We start from the raw sequence: 16,447 nt of genomic DNA, 5'->3' as shown, positions 1-16,447 counted from the left end.
TTAAGTGCCGTGGGTGAGTGGTGTTAGGTACCATGGCCATAGATCCCGAGTTCGAGGAGAACCGCGAGGTCGCCGAACAGCACGACGGCCACGACGTGTGGGGTCCCGTCGACGAGCCCGAGCAGCTCGGCATCCACGGGACACACGTCGCCGTCGACTTCGACATCTGCATCGCCGACGGCGCGTGTCTGGAGGACTGCCCCGTCGACGTCTTCGAGTGGGTCGACACGCCCGACCACCCGGAGAGCGAGATCAAGGCGGACCCCGCCCACGAGGACCAGTGTATCGACTGTATGCTCTGTGTCGACGTCTGTCCGGTCGACGCCATCGACGTCGACCCCGGCCGCGCCGGCCGCGTCTGAGGGCCACGCCGGCCCGTCCCTCTCCGGGTGAGAGGAGCGTACCGGAACCGCCCCGAGTCGTTACGCTGAACATACATTTATGTCCCGCCGTCGTGTGGTACGTTGACAGAGGGCGTGACAGAAATGCATACACTAGCACTCACCAAGGGCGTCCCGGACTTCCGGGAGGGACAGGTGTCCTTCGACGAGGACGGGCACCTCGAACGGGGGAAGACACCGACCGTGATGAACCCCAACGACAAGCACGCGCTCCGGGCGGCGTTCCAGACCCGGGTGCGAAACGGCGGGCACGTCTCGCTGATGAGTATGGGGCCGCCGGGGTATCAGGAAGTCCTCCAGGAGGGGATGCGCGACGTCTACGCCGACGACCTCTATCTCCTCTCTGACCGGGAGATGGGGGCGGCCGACACGTGGGCGACGGCGATGACCGTCGCCACCGGCATCGAGAACCTCGACGAGCGGCCGGACATCGTGTTCGCGGGGTTCAAGACGGCCGACGGGGAGACGGGCCACACCGGGCCACAGACGGCCTACTGCCTGGGCTGGCCCATCGTGACCCACGTGGTCTCGCTGGACGTCGACGTCGACGAGGGCCGCCTGCGGGCCAAACGGCTCGTCGAGGGCGACGTCTCGGAGATCGAGACCGTCGAGGCCCCGCTGCCCTGTTTCGTCGTCGCCGACCCGGAGTTCGAGCCGACCTACCGGAAAGCGAGCCACCGCCTCGAACACAAGGACCTGCGCGAACAGACACAGGAGCGGGCCGAGGCGTACGAGGACCACCTCACCGTCTGGGACCACGAGGACCTGAACCTCGACCCGGACTACATCGGGCTGGACGGCTCGCCGACCATCGTCGCCGGCGTCGACCCCATCCCGAAGGCCCCCTCCGAACGGGAGGCCACGATGATCGACGCCGACGACGAGGCCGAGATGGAACCGCTGCTCGACGAACTCACGCCGTACGCGGCGGGTGACTGACAATGCCAGAGATCGACCCGACGGAACACGAGATCGCCGAACTGGGACCGAAGATCAAGGACGTCGACGACGCCGACGAACTCCGCGAGATGCTGCGACTGGAGGAGGAGGGCGAGGACCGCGCCCCGGTCAAGACGCTCATCGAGGACCGGATGGACAAGCTCGCGGCCGAGGACGACGACGGGATCGACCCGTCGACGGTCGACCTGTCGGAGCTGACGGTCGCGGACATCGCGAACATGGTCCGGGACGTCGACGACCCGGACGTGCTCCGGGACGTCCTCGAACGCGAACGCGAGGGCGAGGACCGATCGTCGGCCATCACGCAGATCGAGAACCGCATCGAGTCCGTCGAGGGCAGCGAGGACGACGGCGAAGAGGTCGAGTACGTCCCGCCGGAGGAGAAGTACCCCGAGCTCGACCACCCGACCAGCGACAAGCGGTGGGTCGAGGGGACCGCGGGCGCGGAGTACCGCGACATGTGGGTCTACTGCGAGACCCAGGCCGGAGAACTGATCGACGTCTCGAAGGAGATGCTCGGGAAGGCCCGCCGGCTGATGGACGAGTACAACGACGACTACGACGAGGACGAGCGGGTCGTGGCCGTCCTCGTCGGCGACGAGGCCAGCGAGCACGTCGAGGACGTGATCGCGTACGGCGCGGACCTCGTCGTCACCCACGAGGACGACCGTCTCGAACGCTTCCGGCACACGCCCTACACCGAGATCGTCGTGGACGTGATGCGGGCCGGCGGGGACCTCGCGAGCGAGGGCCACGAGGAGGTCGACTGGAAGGACTACCACGAGCCACGCTACACGCTGTTCCCCGCGACGAACAACGGCCGGGACCTCTCGGCACTCGTGCAGGGGGCGCTCGACTCCGGGCTGGCCTCGGACTGCTCGGGGCTGTACATCGAGAACGAGATGATCTCGAACCCCGCGAAGGTCGGCGAGGCCGGCGACAAGAAGGAGTTCGAGCGCGTCCTCCACATGAAGCGGCCGGACTTCTCCGGGTTCGAGTACTCGACGATCCTCTGTATCGACAAGCCCAACCGGGACTTCCACCCGCAGGGCGCGTCGGTCATCCCGGGCAGTTTCGACCTCCCGGACCCGGACCCCGAACGCGAGGCCGAGGTCGTCGACTACGAGATGGACCTGGACGAGGACTGGTTCCAGGTCGACGTCACGGAGCACGACCGGCTCTCGGGCGGGGTCGACCTCACCGGCAACGACGTGGTCGTGGCGGTCGGGCGCGGCATCGGCGACGACCCGACGGAGGGGATCGAACTGGCGCTGGACCTCGTCGACGCCTTCGAGGACGCGGACCTCGGGCTCTCGCGCGGGGTCATCACCTCCTCGTACGCCTTCGACGGCCACGTCGAGCAGTACGTCTCCGAGGAGCGACAGATCGGCGAGTCAGGTCAGGAGGTCGAGCCAGACGTCTACATCGCGGCGGGCATCTCCGGGGCCATCCAGCACAAGGTCGGCTGCGACGAGTCCGACACGATCATCGCCGTCAACACCGACCCGGAGGCCGACATCCGGGACTTCTCGGACTACTTCGTCCAGGGCGATCTGTTCGAGGTCCTGCCCCGCCTGACCGAGGCCGTCGAGCAGGGTGAACTCGCCGCGGCGATGGGGGAGGTCAGCGATGACTGACCACGAGCACTACGAGGCCGTCGTCGTCGGCTGTGGCCCCGGCGGGGCCGCGGCGGCGGCGACGCTCGCCAACAACGGTGTCGAGACACTCGTCCTCGAACGGGGGGTCGACGCCGGCTCGAAGAACGTCTCCGGCGGGCTCATCTACGCCGAGGAGTCCGCCCCCTACACCATCGACGGCCTGTTCCCGGACTTCCGCGAGGAGGCCACGGAGCGGCCCGCGACGGAGAACTACATCCACAACATCGCCGGGGACAAGGTGAAGACCTTCGACATCGGCGACCTCCACCACCACGACACGGAGTGGGCCGATTCGGTGCTCCGCCGGAAGATGGACTCCTGGCTCGCCCGGCGGGTCCACGAGCTGACCCGCGAGACCGGCGGCGGCCTGCTGACGGAGGTCCACGCCACCGGCCTGCTCCGGGAGAAAGGCGAGATCGTCGGCGTCACCTGTGAGGAGATCGATCCGATCGAGGCGGACCTCGTCGTCGCGGCCGACGGCGTCAACTCCGAGCTGGCGCGGGACGCCGGCCTGATGGACTGGGAGGACCCCGAGGAGTGGTTCCAGGGCGTCAAGGCCGTCGCGGAGATGGACCCCGACCTCGTCAACGAGCGGTTCGACGTCGACGACGACGAGGGCGTCGCCCACCTGTTCTCGGGGGACCTGTTCGACGGCGTTCGGGGCGGGGGGTTCCTCTACACCAACGAGGCGTCGCTCTCGATCGGCACGGTCTTTCACCTCGACTCCATCGCCGACGAGCGCGCCGAGCCCCAGGAGCTGCTCGACAGCCTGCTGACCCACCCGCTGCTGGCCCAGTGGCTCGGCGACGACTACCGCGAACTGGAGTACAGCGCCAAGCTCGTCCCCGACTCGAAGAAGGTGGCCCACGAGTCGCCACACAGGGACCGGCTGGTACTGGTCGGCGACGCCGCCGGGCAGATGCAGGCCCAGGGGCCGATCATCAAGGGGATGAACCACGCCGTCACCGCGGGGGCGCTGGCCGCGGAGGCGTTCGTCGAGGCTCGATCGCGGGGCGACCCTCACAGCGCCGGCGAGTACTACGAGCGCAAACTCCACGACGAGGGCGTGATGGACAAGCTCCGACCGACCGGCTACGACGTGGTCGGGAAGCTCGGCGAGGTCGGCCCGATCGACGACGTCACGAACACGCTGGCGGAGTCGGCGGTCGGTCGGTTCGCCGTCCGGAACCTCGGCGGCCTCGCCGAGCGCGCGTACAACTCGCCGACGCTGGTCTCGATGATCCCGGACACCAAGCTGCCGTACGTGACGCTGCCGACGGTCATCGCCGAGGAACTCGGCGAGCGGGTCACCGACGAGAACCGCGTGGAGCCGCCGGAGCTGGACGACCGCATCGGCGACCTGACCTACGACGTGGGCGAGCCACACATTCAGCTGCTTGACAACTCCTTCGAGGCGTCGGGCACCGCGGTCACGGCCTGTCCGGTCAGCGCCAAGGACTTCGGCGGGGGCTGTTACCGCGACGAGATGGTCGAGACGAACGGCCACGAGGAGCACCTCGTCAGCCTCGACACCCAGCCCTGCGTCGAGTGTGGCACCTGTGCGGTCGTCGCCGACACGGACTGGGATCACCCCGCCGGCGGGAAGGGCGTCGAGTTCGAGCAGGGGTGAGCGGCGGTGAGCCACCAGTTCCACGACCGCATCCGGGCGCTGGAGCGGCGGGCCGACGAGCGGGCGGAGTCGCTGGACCCGGACCCGCCCGACGAGGAGCGCGCGCTGGAACTGCTCCGCGAGGGTGTCGGCCCGACGGTGTCGCTGTACTGCGAGGCCCGGACCGGCGACACCTGGGCCCGCTTCGGCGAGTCGGAGTTCGACCGCCTGGAGGCGACGCTGAACCGGTGGCTCGAACTGTACGCCGCCTGTTACGGCGTCGACCTCGACGGGGAGTTCTCCATCCGCACCGCCGCCGAACTGCTCGTCGACACCCACGACGTCCGCGACGTCGCGACCGTGCTCACCGGCGTTCCCGACCGGTAGGGGTCGTCTTCCGAAAGTAACCGGACGATAGTGACAAACCCTATATGCAGTGTCGTGGTAACATCACACATGGAGCTGACGGAACCACTGCAGTTCGACCACACGGACCGCCGCGACATCTACGACTACGTCGAGTCACACGGGACGGCGTCGGCCGACGAGGTCCGGCGCGCGCTCAACATCGAGCCACGGCCCTTCGGCCACCACGTGGCGATCCTCCAGCGCGACGGGATGCTGGAGCGGGACGGGGACGAACTCAGGGTCGCGTACGAGGACCCCGGCGAGGAGGCCTTCGAGACCGAGTCCGTGGAGTTCACCATCCGGCAGGCCCGCCAGGAGGACCTGACCGGGCTGGTCGGGGCCATCCGGGCCGCGATCGGCAGCGGGGAGTACGTCGACGCGGAGACGGTGGCCGACATCATCGACTCCGAGGGGGTCCTGCTCCGGCACAACGACGTGGAGTCGCGCATCTTCTTCGTGGCCTGCGTCGACGACGACGTGGTCGGCTGGGTCCACCTCGAACACCCCGAGACCGAGAAGCTGAGCCACACCGCACAGTTGACGCTGGGCGTGCTCGTCCAGTACCGCGGGCAGGGGATCGGCGAACGGCTGCTGGAACGGGGCACGGAGTGGGCCGACGAACACGGCTACGAGAAACTGTACAACTCGATCCCGGCGACCAACGGGGCGGCCATCGAGTTCCTCGAGGACCACGGCTGGGAGATCGAGGCCGTCCGCGAGGACCACTACAAGTTCGGCGACGAGTACGTCGACGAGACGATGATGGCCCGGGAACTCTAGGGCCACTCGTCCTCGTGGCCGTCCAGGGGTTCCGGAACCACGCCGTCCTTCCGAGCCCAGACGCGGGCGTGACCCGGGCAGACCACGAGGTTCGCCCGCCACGGCACGTGCAGCTCCACCGCCGCCTCGTTCTCGCAGCCCTCTTCCTCACAGACCGTCATAGCAGCGCGACGCCGACCATCGCCACTAAGATGGAGCCGGTCAGGAGCGCCTGCACGACCCCGGAGGCGAGCATCCCGGCGGTGGTCACCAGCGCCGCCTTCAGCCCCTTCCTCGCGTCCTGCTGGCGGTAGAACTCCACGGCGAAGACGGTCGCGGTGACGCCGAGGATGATCCCCAGCGGCCCCGTCACGAAGAACAGGACGAGGCCGACGAGGCCGGCGACGACGGCCGTCAGGTTCGACGCGCCGCCGACGCGGGCCGCGACCGCGCCCCCGACGAAGTCGACGACCCACGTCAGGACGCCGATCAGCACCAGCACGACCAGCAGGACGGTGCCGGGCTCGCCGGTGGCCCACCAGTAGACGAGCACGCCCGCGACGGACAGCGGCGCGCCGGGCACCTGCGGGACGAGACTGCCGGCGACGCCCGCGACGAGCAACAGGAACGCGAGGGCGACGAGGACGAGTTCGGGGATCATGTGAAGCGGTCGAGTTCCTCCTGTACCCACGCATCGCCGTACAGGCGGGTCAACGTTTCGACGGCGTCTCCCAGGGCGCGCATACACTGCCGGCGGGAGACGAACCCCAGTTCGTCGGCGACACGCTCCCAGGGGCGGGCCTGCAGCACTTTCCGGACGAGCAGCCGCTCGGCCCGGTCGCCGAGGGCGTCCGGATCGGCGGGCGCGACGAGGTGGCGGACCGCGAGCGCCCGGAACGGCGCGGGGTTCGTGTCGAGGATCGACGCGCCCCCGGGGACCCCGGCGACGAGCCGCCACTCCCAGGCCGAGAGGTCGAGGTCGGGCGTCCGGTCCACCGTCCGCAGCGTCGCCCGGACTACGTCGGGGTCGCAGTCGTCGAGCGTGTCCGACAGCACCGCGGCGGCGCGGTCGCAGAACCAGCCGGCGTGGCGGGCTGCCAGCGCCTCGCCCGCCTCGGAGCGGGGATCGAGCATCACCGCCGAGTACTCGCCGCTGGTGTCGTTCCGGGCGGTCGAGAGGTGGACGGTCCCGAAGCCGTTGGCCCCCCAGAACCGCAGCAGCTCGGGGGTCGCGCCGTAGCCGACGCCGAGCCAGTCGACCTCGCCTTCGAACTCCCGGCGGACCTCGGTCAGCAGTCGGGAACCGAGCCCGCGCGAGCGCACGGCGGCGTGGGTGGCGATGCGCAGGACCCGCTGGCCGACCGGGACGCCGGCCGCCTCGTCGCGCAGCTGGGTCGTCAGCACGTCCGGCACCATGTTCCCGCGGACGCGCTGGCCCTCGTACATCGCCGCCCGCGTGGCCGCCGACAGCCCGCCCTCCCGGGCCAGCAGCGCGACGGCGACGACGTGGCCGTTTTCGGTCAGCGCGCGGACCGCGAGGTTCGGGGCGTCCAGCAGCCGCGCGAGGTCCGACGGCTCGGTGCGGTAGTGGGCCAGCACGAGCAGGCCGAAGGCCTCCCGGAGCAGGTGCGCGTCGCCCAGCAGTTCCTCGCTGTCGAGTCGCCGGTACTGCACGGACTCGGGCGTGGCGTCGCGCACCAGCTGGTCGGCCGGCGGGCGGGCGTCGAGCAACAGCGCGCGGAACGCCCAGACCTCGACCGGGTCGGCGTCGGCGTAGCGGATCGGCGTCGTCATCGTCACGTCGGTCACCTCGTGGTCGCTCTCGGCGAGGCGGTCGCGGAACCGGACCGAGAACCCCCGGCCAGCGCCCTCGTAGCCGTGGACGGTCGTGGTGAACGCGACGGCGGGGGCCGCGAGCAGCGACTCCAGTCGGCGGACCGGGAGCGCGGCCGCCTCGTCGACGACGACGACGTCGGGGTCGCCCGGCAGGGCGACGGCGTCGGCGGGAGACGCGAACCGGATTCTGCCCCCGCCCTCCCGATCGACGCGGAGCTCGTGTGGGGCGTCGTCGCGGTCCCTGACGACGGGGACGTCCAGCGTCTCGAACAACGCACCGGCGCGGGCGAACAGCTCCGCGGCGCTCCGGTACCCCGGCGCGGTCACGAGGACGTCCCGGCCGTCCAGCGCGAGGTTCGCGGCCGCGAGGCCGGCGGCGCTGGACTTCCCTCTCCCCCGGTCGGCCTCGACGACGACCGCCCCGTCCGGCTCCCGGAGCGTCTCGAACGCGCGGACGGCCGCCACCTGGTCGTCCGTGAGACACGCGTCGTAGGTCTCGGGGCGGAAGGCGGCGTCGGCGGGCGCGGTCGGCGGTCGACGCGGGAGCCGGGGCGGCGGGTCGGTCAGGCCGTCCCGCTCGACGGTGTCGCCGTCGGCCCGGACGCCGACGACCGCGATCCCGCGGTGTGCCCGCAGCGTCTCGACCAGCCGTCGGCGGAAGTGCCCGGTCACGTCGTCGACGCCGAACGGCGGGACCGCGAGCGTCTCGTCGAAGGCGTCGCGCCGCTCGGGCCACTCGGAAAGCGAGGGAGTCAGGACGAGGAGCAGGCCGCCGCCGTCGACGGCCCCGACGGCCGTTCCGAGCGCGTTCGGCCGGAGTTCCCCGTGGGCGTCGAGGACGACGGCGGTGCGGGTCCGGCCGAGCAGTTCGCTCGCGCGCGACTGCTCGTGGCGCTCGCAGTCGAGGACCCCCTCGGGACCAAGCAGCGTCGTCCCCTCGCGCGGGACGTCCGCGGCGTCGAGCGCCTCGGCGGCCCGCCTGCGGGTCCGATCGGGATCGCCGGCGAGGACGAGGACGCGCCGCTCGTTCGACCGGCGCGCCTCCGCCCGCAGCGACCGCGCGAGGTCCATACCGGACGTGGGCCGGCGTGGCAAATGGGCGTGACGGTCCCGACAGCGGCCCGTGTGGACCGCTCGCACGCGCCCGCGGCTTCGAAAGCGCTTTTTAGCACGGGTGGCACAGATTGGAGTACAGCCTGTGCCGGGTTGATGATGCTCCCAGCCTTCTCAGGACTCCGCGCATCCCAGTGATGCGCCGCGGGGTCGCCCGCGACGGCGGGGGAGCCTGAGCCCGTGCACAGGAGGTGACTACACAAATGCCAGTATACGTAGACTTCGACGTTCCGGCCGACCTCGAGGACGACGCCCTCGAGGCGCTGGAGGTCGCACGAGACACAGGCAGCGTGAAGAAAGGAACCAACGAGACCACCAAGGCCGTCGAGCGCGGCTCCGCCGAGCTCGTCTACGTCGCCGAGGACGTCCAGCCCGAGGAGATCGTGATGCACATCCCCGAGCTGGCCGACGAGAAGGGCGTCCCCTTCATCTTCGTCGAGCAGCAGGACGACCTCGGTCACGCCGCCGGCCTCGAGGTCGGCTCGGCCGCCGCCGCCATCGTCGACGCCGGCGACGCCGAGGCCGACGTCGAGGACATCGCCGACAAGGTCGAGGAGCTCCGCTGAGGTGAGCACGGATGAGCGCTGAGGAATCCGAAGACAGCGGTTCCACGCCCGCCGAAGTCATCGAGATCGTCGGCAAGACCGGGATGCACGGCGAGGCCATGCAGGTCAAGTGCCGCATCCGCGAGGGCGAGAACCAGGGCCGCATCATCACGCGGAACGTGCTGGGCCCGGTCCGAGAGGGCGACGTGCTCCAGCTCCGCGAGACGGCCCGCGAGGCCGACGCCATCGGAGGTCAGTAACCGATGCCCCGAACGAGAGAATGTGACTACTGCGGCGCGGACATCGAACCCGGTACGGGGACGATGTTCGTCCGGAACGACGGCAGCACGATCCACTTCTGCTCCTCGAAGTGCGAGAACAACGCCGACCTGGGCCGGGAGGCCCGCAACCTCGAGTGGACCGAGGCCGGCCGCGGCACCGCGGGCGAGGACCAGCCCGCCGACGACACCGTCCCGGACGAGACGCCCGAGGACGACGCCGGCGACGTGACGCCCGACCTCGAAGACGCCGAGTCGGCGGAGAGCGAGTCCGAGGCCGACGCCGACGACGGCGCTGACGAGGCCGCGGAAGCCGACGAGGAGACGGACGAGACGGCCGACGAGGAAGCCGACGACGAGGAGACCGAGGAGGCCGAGGCCTGATGTCCGACACCGAGCGCACCTTCGTGATGGTCAAGCCCGACGGCGTCCAGCGCGGCCTCATCGGGGAGATCGTCTCCCGGTTCGAGGACCGCGGCCTGAAGCTCGTCGGCGGGAAGTTCATGCAGATCGACCAGGAGCTCGCCGAGGAGCACTACGGCGAGCACGAGGACAAGCCGTTCTTCGACGGACTGGTCGAGTTCATCACGTCCGGTCCGGTGTTCGCGATGGTCTGGGAGGGCCAGGACGCCACCCGACAGGTCCGCAAGATGATGGGCGAGACCGACCCGGCCGACTCCGATCCCGGTACCATCCGCGGCGACTACGGCCTCGACCTCGGTCGGAACGTCATCCACGGCTCCGACCACGAGGACGAGGGCGCGAACGAACGGGAGATCGAGCTGTTCTTCGACGAGGACGAGCTGGTCGAGTGGGAACAGATCGACGAGACGTGGCTCTACGAGTAACGGACTCGTAGCCGCCCCCGACCACAACCGTCTTTTCCGAGCCGTCCACAGACCCAGCTATGAGTCGCACGCTCTACCAACTGGACGGTTGTCCGTACTGCGAGAAGGTCGCCGACCGACTGGACGAACTCGGCGTCGACTACGACACGATCTGGGTCGACGCGCTCCACTCGGACCGCGACGAGGTGAAGGAGGTGTCCGGTCAGCGCGGGGTGCCGGTGCTGGTCGACGACGACTACGGCGTCACGATGGCCGAGTCCGACCGCATCCTCGAGTTCGTCGAGGAGAGCTACGCCTGACGGCCGTCGCTCACTCGTCGCCGCTCTCGAAGTCCAGCGCCGCGCCGTTGATGCAGTAGCGCTTGCCGGTCGGCTCCGGCCCGTCGTCGAAGACGTGGCCGAGGTGACCGCCACAGCTAGCACAGACGACCTCCGTCCGTCGCATCCCGTGGCTCTCGTCGAGCCGCGTCTCGATGTTGCCCTCCTCGTAGACGTCCCAGAAGCTCGGCCAGCCGGTCTCGGAGTCGAACTTCTCGTCGCTGTCGAACAGCTCCGCGCCGCAGCCGGCGCAGGTGAACACGCCCTCGCCCTCTACGTCGAGCAGGTCGCTGCTGAACCGCGGTTCCGTGTCCGCCTCGCGGAGGATGCGGTACTCCTCGTCGGTCAGGAGCTCGCGCCACTCCTCGTCGTTCTCGGGGAGGTCACTCTGTTGTTCGCTCATAGCCCCAGGTAGGGGACGGAGCGGCATAAGTTCCCCCGAGAGCGGACCGCTCGCCGGCCGGTGCCCCGGGACCGGACGACCCGGGGCGGTGGGTATATCCGGCGACGTGTCGAACGGCGTCTATGCGCGAACGCGTCGCTCGGGTGCGGGAGGTCGGGACCGCCGTCGTCCACGAGGCCCGCACAGAGCGGGTCACGTTTATGGCTGGGTCGATCGCCTACCACGCGTTCCTCTCGATCCTCCCGCTCCTCTTGCTCGTCCTGACGGCCGTCGAGCGGACCCGGAACGTCACGCTCCGCGAGTCGATCGTCGACATCACTGACCGCCGTCCTGACCGAGCAGTCGACGGCGGTCATCCGCGAGGGGTTGGCGGGCGCGGACGCCTCGGTCTCACTGCTGGGGCTGGGCTTTCTGGTCTGGGGGTCGCTGCGCATCTTCCGCGGGCTGGACACCGCCTTCTCGGACATCTACGAGACCGGCAGCGAGAACACGTTCGCCGACCAGCTGATCGACGGCCTGCTCCTGCTGGCGACGGTCGCGATCGCCATCGTCGCCGTCAGCGTCGTCGGGGGAGCGATCTCCGTCGCCGTCCCCGGCCCGCTCGGACGCCTGCTCGACGGGGGCGCGGTCGCAGTCGGGCTGTTCGTCGTCTTCTACCCGATGTACTACGTCTTCCCGGACACCGACGTGACGCCCCTGGAGGTCGTGCCCGGCGTCGCCTTCGCAGCCGTCGGCCTCACCGTCGCCCAGGCCGTGTTCACGGCGGTCAAGGCCGGGGGAGCCGGCGAGAACCTCGTCGCCAGCATCCTCTTTCTCCTGACGTGGCTGTACGTCAGCGGACTGATCGTCCTGCTGGGGGCCGTCGTCAACGCCGTCCTCTCGAACCGCTCTGAGGACGTGTCCATCCAGCCGGTCGTCGGCGACGCCGCCGACGCGACGAGGGAGCGAGCCGCCGTCGACCGGACGGCGCTGCTCTCGGATCTGGACGCACTGGCCGACCGCCTCGACCGGAACGGGGACGACCTACGTGTGAGCGTCGGCGACGACGCCGTCGACCTGGTCGCCCCCCAGTCGGTCACCGTCGACCGCGAGACGGGCGTCTTCGGGCTCGACGACTCGGTGTCGCTGACGCTCCGGTGGTGGCCCGACGAGGAGTGAGTCAGACCCCGAACGGCGCGCCGGCGACGGCGGCCCCGACCATCCCGCCCAGCCCGAACAGCGTCAGTAGCGCCGTCCCCTGCCGACCACCCTCGACGGTCCAGCCCTCGCTGATCCCCAGCTCGGTCGAGAAGGTCTCGATGGCCCGCCCCGACAGCAGCACCGTCGACCAGCCGATCAGGCCGAGCGAGAACGGCAGCGCCGCCAGCGGGAAGACGAGTTCGCTGGCGTCGCGGGGCGACCACCCCGTCGCCACGAGACCGTAGAACAGCAGGACGGCGGCGGCGAAGCCGACGCCGGTCGCCCTCGCCAGCAGGCCCCAGTCCCGCCCCTCGGCCTCGACGCCCGCCTGCATCGGTCAGTCGACCGCTTCCGCATCCGCGGGTCCAGCGCGTCCCGCATCCCGTCGCCCAGCAGATTGAACCCAAGCACCGTCACCGCGAGGAACAGGCCCGGGAACACCGACATCCACCACTTGCCGGTGAGCAGGCCGTTCTCGACGCCCTTCGCGAGCATCAGGCCCCACGACGGCGTGCCGGCCTGCGCACCGAACCCGAGGAACGACAGCGCCGCGATGTCGATGATGGCCAGCCCGAAGTTCAGCGTCGACTGGACGGTGATCGGGGCCAGCGAGTTCGGGACGACGTGGCGAGCGAGGACGCGGGCGTCGTTCGCGCCCAGCGCCTCCGTCGCCTCGATGTACTCGTCCTCGAGGACCTTCAGCGCCGCCCCCCTGACGACGCGGGCGAACCGCGGGGTGTACACGAGGATCAGCGCCGCCGTGGCCTTCCAGAGCCCCGCCCCGAAGATCGACACCAGCGCGAGCGCGAGCAGCAGCGACGGGAACGCCAGCAGGACGTCCATCGCCCGCATGATGACGTTGTCGGTGACGTCGCTGTAGTAGGCGGCGATCGTCCCCAGGCCGATCCCGGCGACCGTCGACGCGGCGACGGCGACGGTCCCGAACTTCAGCGCGATCCAGGCCCCGTACAGCGTCCGCTTGAAGATGTCGCGGGCGGCCGCGTCGGTCCCGAAGATGTGGGTGTCGGCCGGTGCCGGGCCGACCCATCCGGGCGGGGCGCGATCCGGTATCCCCTGGCCGAGCCGCGAATCGGTCAGCGGCGGCAGGTCGAGGAACAGGCGCGCGTACACCGCGATGAGGACCATCGCGACGATGATGGCGATCCCGGTCAGGGCGATGCGGTTCGAGAACAGTTCCGAGAGGAACTGCGAGGAGCGCAGGCGGTCGACGAGGCCGCGGTCCTCGGACGGCGTCTGGGTGGTCGTTTCCGTGCTCATGTCACTGTTGGATCCGGGGGTCGAGGTAGCTGTAGGTGATGTCGACGCCGAGGTTCACCAGGGTGAACAGCAGCGCGAAGGTCAGGACCGTCCCCTGGACCAGCGGGTAGTCCGTCGCGTTGATGGCGGCGACGATGGTGGTCCCGATGCCGTTGATGCCGAACACGGTCTCGGTGAGGACGGCCCCGCCCAGCAGCGTGCCGAACTGGATGCCGACGACGGTGACGACGGGGATGAGCGCGTTCCGGAAGCCGTGTTTCGTGATGGTGATCTTCTCGCCCTGGCCCTTGGCCCGCGCGGTCCGCATGTAGTCCTGTCTGACGACTTCGAGCATCGAGGACCGCATCATCCGCGAGATCAGCGCGAGCGAGTAGATGCCGATGGTGACAGAGGGCAGGAACAGGTGCCGGACGGCCGAGAACCACGCGTCCAGCCGGCCCAGCAACAGCGTGTCGATGGTCACCATCCCGGTCAGCGGGAGCTCCGTGCCGAACAGGTGCCAGTGGTCGGCGAGGAAGACGGTCGAGCTGATTCGGCCGCTGGCCGGGAAGAGCCCGAGGTACGTCGAGAACAGCAGGATCAGCATCGGCCCCGACCAGTAGATGGGGATCGAGATGCCCGAGAGCGCGCCGATCCGGCCACCGTGGTCGACGAGCGTGTCCTGTTTCACCGCCGAGATGACCCCAAGCGGGAGCCCGAGCAGCAGTCCGATGGCCTGCCCGTACAGCGACAGTTCGATGGTGACGGGGAGCCGCGAGGCAAGCACGCTCCGGACCGACTGGCCCTGTGCGACCTTGTAGGACTGGCCGAAGTCGAACTGCGCCGCCTCCAGCAGGAACCGCCCGTACTGGACGTACAGCGGGTCGTTCAGCCCGAGTTCCTGGCGGAGCTCGATCACGCGGGCCTGTGACGCCCGCTGTCCGAGTATCACCCGCGCCGGGTCGCCCGGCGAGAGGTGCAGGATGACGAAGACGAACGTCGCGACGCCCAGGAGGACGGGCACGAGCAACAGCAGTCGTTTGAGGACGAAGCGTTTGGATGTCATCTGTCGGGGAGACTGTCGGCTGTCGAAGCGGCCTGCGCCCGGTACGACGGTCGATCAGTCGATCGGTTCACTCCAGCTGGACCAGTTCGAGGTACGGCCCGCCGACGGAACTGACCGTGTAGCTGTCGGCCTGCACCGACTGGTGGATGCCACGGATCAGCTGGGCGTAGTCGATGAAGACCCACGGGGCCTGGTCGTGGGTCATCTTCGCGGCTTCGAGGTACAGCTCCTCGCGGGCGCTCTTCTCGTAGGTCGTCTGCCCCTCGTCGACCAGCTCCATGTAGTCGGTGTTGGCCCACGAGGAGATGTTCGAGGCGTTGGCCTTCGTGTCCCAGCTCACGTAGCTCTGCCCGTCCGGGACGTCGTCGATGGACACGCCGGGGTGCAGGAGGACGTACAGGAAGTTGTCCGGGTCGGCGTTGTCGGTGTACCAGCCCAGCAGCGCGGCGTCGTGTTTGCCGCCGTACGTGTAGTCGATGTACGGCCCGAACGAGGAGAACTGGTTGATCGTGACGGTCAGGCCGATGTCCTCCAGGTCCGACCGGATCTGGTTCGCCGTCGCGACGGGGCTGGGGTTGTACCCGCGCGGGTTCGAGAACGTCGCGAGTTCGAACTCCAGGTCGCTCTCGCCCGCCTCTTCGAGGAGCGTCTGTGCCTTCTCCGGGTCGTGGGGGTAGGGGTCGACGTCCTCGTTGTGGCCGAGTACGTCCGGCGGGAGGGCCTGGTCGGCCTCCGCCGCGAACCCTTGATAGATCGAGTCGACGATTGCCTCCGTGTCGACGGCGTAGCTGATGGCACGGCGGACCTTCGGCTTGCGGAACGCCGCCTTCCGGGACTGGTTGAACGCCATGTAGCCGACGTTGATCCCGTCTTTCTCCTTGATGCTCGCCGCGTCCGAGTCACGGATCTGCTTGATCGACTGGGCACCGAGGTTGTCGGTGATGTGGCTGTCCCCGTTGATGAGGTCCTGCGCCCTGGTCTGGTTCGACTTGATGGTCTTGACCACCAGCGAGCCGACGTGGGGTCCCTCGCCCCAGTAGTCGTCGTAGGCGCTGAACCGGATCTTCTCGTTCGAGTTGTCGAGTTCCTCGAACTGGAAGGGGCCGGTCCCGACCGGCTCCGTCCCGAGCTGGGCCTGGGACTCCGGCCCCGATCCGAGGCTCTCGATCTGGTCCTTCGAGAGGACGGCCGCGGCGAACATCGCGAGGTTGCGGACGAACGGCGCGTACCGCTGCTTGAGGTTGAACCGGACCTCGTACTCCGACGGGACCTCGATGCTCTCGACCCAGTCGCCGAAGGTGACCGACGAGTAGCCCGACCGCTTCTCCCCGAGGAAGTGCTCGTACCCCGTGTCGATGAACCGCCGGACCGTCGCGCGGACGTCCTCGCCGGTGAGTTCGCTGCCGTCGTGGAACGTGATCCCCTCCTTCAGTGTCAGCGTCGTCGTCGTGCCGTCGAGTTCCCACTCCTTGGCCAGCCCGTCGGTGAGTGCGCCGCCGCTCCCGGGCTTGAAGTCGATGGGGGTGTCGAACACCTGGTTGGTCACCTTCGCGACCTCGCCGCTGGTGGTCTGCTGGGGGTCGTAGTTCGTGGGGTGGTCACCGCGGGAGTAAATCAGGGTGCCACCGCCCCCGCCACCGCCGCCGCCGAAGCTCGCACAGCCGGCTGTCGACGATGCGGCCACCGTCGCTGCGCCGGCGGCCTTCAGGAAGTCTCGACGACTAGTGCTATCGCGTGACATAGGAAAACGTGTATCGGTCGGCCACTTAATTTACCGGGGTACCGACCGAGACTATCGTACCCATACGAT

19 protein-coding genes and 1 pseudogene are annotated in these 16,447 nt (G+C 69.3%); 12 read left to right on the top strand and 8 right to left on the bottom strand.

Annotated elements, in window-relative coordinates; all coding sequences use genetic code 11:
• Nucleotides 1-32 precede the first annotated feature (32 nt).
• From P0592_RS00165 to P0592_RS00140, 6 genes are all read left to right on the top strand, one after another.
• A complete protein-coding gene (locus P0592_RS00165; protein WP_276272227.1) occupies nucleotides 33-362 on the top strand; it encodes a 4Fe-4S dicluster domain-containing protein in 330 nt (109 codons plus the stop codon).
• Between the two features lie 123 nt (nucleotides 363-485).
• Entirely contained in the window at nucleotides 486-1,340 is an 855-nt protein-coding gene (locus P0592_RS00160; RefSeq protein WP_276272226.1) for an electron transfer flavoprotein subunit beta/FixA family protein, read from the top strand.
• A 2-nt stretch (nucleotides 1,341-1,342) separates the two neighbouring features.
• Nucleotides 1,343-2,998, top strand: coding sequence for an electron transfer flavoprotein subunit alpha/FixB family protein (locus P0592_RS00155; RefSeq protein ID WP_276272244.1), 1,656 nt, complete (start codon nucleotides 1,343-1,345; stop codon nucleotides 2,996-2,998).
• Complete coding sequence (locus P0592_RS00150; protein WP_276272224.1) at nucleotides 2,991-4,649, top strand: FAD-dependent monooxygenase; 1,659 nt, start codon at nucleotides 2,991-2,993, stop codon at nucleotides 4,647-4,649. Before P0592_RS00155 ends, P0592_RS00150 begins: the two co-directional genes overlap by 8 nt.
• 6 nt (nucleotides 4,650-4,655) lie before the next feature.
• Nucleotides 4,656-5,015, top strand: a complete 360-nt coding sequence (locus tag P0592_RS00145) for a DUF8055 family protein (protein WP_276272223.1) — start codon at nucleotides 4,656-4,658, stop codon at nucleotides 5,013-5,015.
• Between the two features lie 69 nt (nucleotides 5,016-5,084).
• Nucleotides 5,085-5,816, top strand: a complete 732-nt coding sequence (locus P0592_RS00140) for a GNAT family N-acetyltransferase (RefSeq protein ID WP_276272243.1) — start codon at nucleotides 5,085-5,087, stop codon at nucleotides 5,814-5,816.
• Here P0592_RS00140 and P0592_RS00135 read toward each other — a convergent pair.
• Genes P0592_RS00135 through tmcA form a run of 3 tightly spaced genes read right to left on the bottom strand, consistent with a single transcriptional unit; the run spans nucleotide 5,813 to nucleotide 8,702 of the window.
• Nucleotides 5,813-5,977, bottom strand: a complete 165-nt coding sequence (locus P0592_RS00135) for a DUF8014 family protein (RefSeq protein WP_276272242.1) — start codon at nucleotides 5,975-5,977, stop codon at nucleotides 5,813-5,815. The genes P0592_RS00140 and P0592_RS00135 overlap by 4 nt on opposite strands.
• Entirely contained in the window at nucleotides 5,974-6,456 is a 483-nt protein-coding gene (locus tag P0592_RS00130) for a DUF456 family protein (RefSeq protein ID WP_276272241.1), read from the bottom strand. Before P0592_RS00130 ends, P0592_RS00135 begins: the two co-directional genes overlap by 4 nt.
• Complete coding sequence (gene tmcA / locus P0592_RS00125; protein ID WP_276272240.1) at nucleotides 6,453-8,702, bottom strand: tRNA(Met) cytidine acetyltransferase TmcA; 2,250 nt, start codon at nucleotides 8,700-8,702, stop codon at nucleotides 6,453-6,455. The genes P0592_RS00130 and tmcA overlap by 4 nt, the downstream gene beginning before the upstream one ends.
• A gap of 245 nt (nucleotides 8,703-8,947) precedes the next feature.
• On the opposite strand from tmcA, the gene rpl7ae reads away from it, so the two are divergent.
• The 5 genes from rpl7ae to P0592_RS00100 are packed head-to-tail and all read left to right on the top strand — an operon-like array spanning nucleotide 8,948 to nucleotide 10,714.
• The gene (rpl7ae, locus tag P0592_RS00120) at nucleotides 8,948-9,310 is read left to right on the top strand and encodes a 50S ribosomal protein L7Ae (RefSeq protein WP_276272222.1); all 363 of its coding nucleotides are present in this window, start codon (nucleotides 8,948-8,950) and stop codon (nucleotides 9,308-9,310) included.
• Between the two features lie 11 nt (nucleotides 9,311-9,321).
• Nucleotides 9,322-9,549 carry a 30S ribosomal protein S28e gene (locus tag P0592_RS00115; RefSeq protein ID WP_276272221.1) on the top strand — a complete coding sequence of 76 codons (228 nt, stop codon included), beginning with the start codon at nucleotides 9,322-9,324 and terminating at the stop codon, nucleotides 9,547-9,549.
• 3 nt (nucleotides 9,550-9,552) lie between these two features.
• Nucleotides 9,553-9,951 (top strand): 50S ribosomal protein L24e, encoded by a 399-nt coding sequence (locus tag P0592_RS00110; protein WP_276272220.1) that lies wholly within the window; start codon nucleotides 9,553-9,555, stop codon nucleotides 9,949-9,951.
• Nucleotides 9,951-10,415: a nucleoside-diphosphate kinase gene (gene ndk / locus P0592_RS00105; RefSeq protein WP_276272239.1), complete on the top strand. Its 465-nt coding sequence runs from the start codon at nucleotides 9,951-9,953 to the stop codon at nucleotides 10,413-10,415. The genes P0592_RS00110 and ndk overlap by 1 nt, the downstream gene beginning before the upstream one ends.
• A 59-nt stretch (nucleotides 10,416-10,474) precedes the next feature.
• The gene (locus tag P0592_RS00100; protein ID WP_276272219.1) at nucleotides 10,475-10,714 is read left to right on the top strand and encodes a glutaredoxin family protein; all 240 of its coding nucleotides are present in this window, start codon (nucleotides 10,475-10,477) and stop codon (nucleotides 10,712-10,714) included.
• A 10-nt stretch (nucleotides 10,715-10,724) separates the two neighbouring features.
• On the opposite strand, the gene msrB is transcribed toward P0592_RS00100, so the two are convergent.
• Complete coding sequence (msrB, locus tag P0592_RS00095; protein WP_276272218.1) at nucleotides 10,725-11,135, bottom strand: peptide-methionine (R)-S-oxide reductase MsrB; 411 nt, start codon at nucleotides 11,133-11,135, stop codon at nucleotides 10,725-10,727.
• Nucleotides 11,136-11,501: 366 nt separating this feature from the next.
• On the opposite strand from msrB, the gene P0592_RS00090 reads away from it, so the two are divergent.
• Nucleotides 11,502-12,293: a YhjD/YihY/BrkB family envelope integrity protein gene (locus P0592_RS00090; protein ID WP_276272238.1), complete on the top strand. Its 792-nt coding sequence runs from the start codon at nucleotides 11,502-11,504 to the stop codon at nucleotides 12,291-12,293.
• 1 nt (nucleotide 12,294) lies between these two features.
• On the opposite strand, the gene P0592_RS00085 is transcribed toward P0592_RS00090, so the two are convergent.
• The 4 genes and pseudogenes from P0592_RS00085 to P0592_RS00070 all read right to left on the bottom strand — a co-directional run bounded on the left by P0592_RS00085 (nucleotide 12,295) and on the right by P0592_RS00070 (nucleotide 16,378).
• Entirely contained in the window at nucleotides 12,295-12,648 is a 354-nt protein-coding gene (locus P0592_RS00085) for a DUF7268 family protein (protein ID WP_276272216.1), read from the bottom strand.
• Between the two features lie 5 nt (nucleotides 12,649-12,653).
• Nucleotides 12,654-13,592: pseudogene (locus tag P0592_RS00080) on the bottom strand (ABC transporter permease); the annotation flags it as partial.
• 1 nt (nucleotide 13,593) lies between these two features.
• Nucleotides 13,594-14,637, bottom strand: coding sequence for an ABC transporter permease (locus P0592_RS00075; RefSeq protein ID WP_276272236.1), 1,044 nt, complete (start codon nucleotides 14,635-14,637; stop codon nucleotides 13,594-13,596).
• 67 nt (nucleotides 14,638-14,704) lie between these two features.
• Nucleotides 14,705-16,378: an ABC transporter substrate-binding protein gene (locus tag P0592_RS00070; RefSeq protein WP_276272215.1), complete on the bottom strand. Its 1,674-nt coding sequence runs from the start codon at nucleotides 16,376-16,378 to the stop codon at nucleotides 14,705-14,707.
• Between the last annotated feature and the right edge of the window lie 69 nt (nucleotides 16,379-16,447).

Source organism: Haloarcula litorea, from assembly GCF_029338195.1.
GTDB classification, from domain to species: Archaea; Halobacteriota; Halobacteria; order Halobacteriales; family Haloarculaceae; genus Haloarcula; species Haloarcula litorea.
This window is presented reverse-complemented; position numbering and strand designations above follow the sequence as displayed.

Excerpts from the sequence above, each read along its gene's own strand:
- rpl7ae (WP_276272222.1), top strand. The coding sequence starts at position 8,948 with ATGCCAGTATACGTAGACTTCGACGTTCCGGCCGACCTCGAGGACGAC.
- P0592_RS00155 (WP_276272244.1), top strand. The coding sequence starts at position 1,343 with ATGCCAGAGATCGACCCGACGGAACACGAGATCGCCGAACTGGGACCG.
- tmcA (WP_276272240.1), bottom strand. The coding sequence starts at position 8,702 with ATGGACCTCGCGCGGTCGCTGCGGGCGGAGGCGCGCCGGTCGAACGAG.
- P0592_RS00085 (WP_276272216.1), bottom strand. The coding sequence starts at position 12,648 with ATGCAGGCGGGCGTCGAGGCCGAGGGGCGGGACTGGGGCCTGCTGGCG.
- ndk (WP_276272239.1), top strand. The coding sequence starts at position 9,951 with ATGTCCGACACCGAGCGCACCTTCGTGATGGTCAAGCCCGACGGCGTC.
- P0592_RS00115 (WP_276272221.1), top strand. The coding sequence starts at position 9,322 with ATGAGCGCTGAGGAATCCGAAGACAGCGGTTCCACGCCCGCCGAAGTC.
- P0592_RS00160 (WP_276272226.1), top strand. The coding sequence starts at position 486 with ATGCATACACTAGCACTCACCAAGGGCGTCCCGGACTTCCGGGAGGGA.
- P0592_RS00150 (WP_276272224.1), top strand. The coding sequence starts at position 2,991 with ATGACTGACCACGAGCACTACGAGGCCGTCGTCGTCGGCTGTGGCCCC.
- P0592_RS00165 (WP_276272227.1), top strand. The coding sequence starts at position 33 with ATGGCCATAGATCCCGAGTTCGAGGAGAACCGCGAGGTCGCCGAACAG.
- msrB (WP_276272218.1), bottom strand. The coding sequence starts at position 11,135 with ATGAGCGAACAACAGAGTGACCTCCCCGAGAACGACGAGGAGTGGCGC.
- P0592_RS00135 (WP_276272242.1), bottom strand. The coding sequence starts at position 5,977 with ATGACGGTCTGTGAGGAAGAGGGCTGCGAGAACGAGGCGGCGGTGGAG.
- P0592_RS00100 (WP_276272219.1), top strand. The coding sequence starts at position 10,475 with ATGAGTCGCACGCTCTACCAACTGGACGGTTGTCCGTACTGCGAGAAG.
- P0592_RS00140 (WP_276272243.1), top strand. The coding sequence starts at position 5,085 with ATGGAGCTGACGGAACCACTGCAGTTCGACCACACGGACCGCCGCGAC.
- P0592_RS00130 (WP_276272241.1), bottom strand. The coding sequence starts at position 6,456 with ATGATCCCCGAACTCGTCCTCGTCGCCCTCGCGTTCCTGTTGCTCGTC.
- P0592_RS00075 (WP_276272236.1), bottom strand. The coding sequence starts at position 14,637 with ATGACATCCAAACGCTTCGTCCTCAAACGACTGCTGTTGCTCGTGCCC.
- P0592_RS00070 (WP_276272215.1), bottom strand. The coding sequence starts at position 16,378 with ATGTCACGCGATAGCACTAGTCGTCGAGACTTCCTGAAGGCCGCCGGC.
- P0592_RS00110 (WP_276272220.1), top strand. The coding sequence starts at position 9,553 with ATGCCCCGAACGAGAGAATGTGACTACTGCGGCGCGGACATCGAACCC.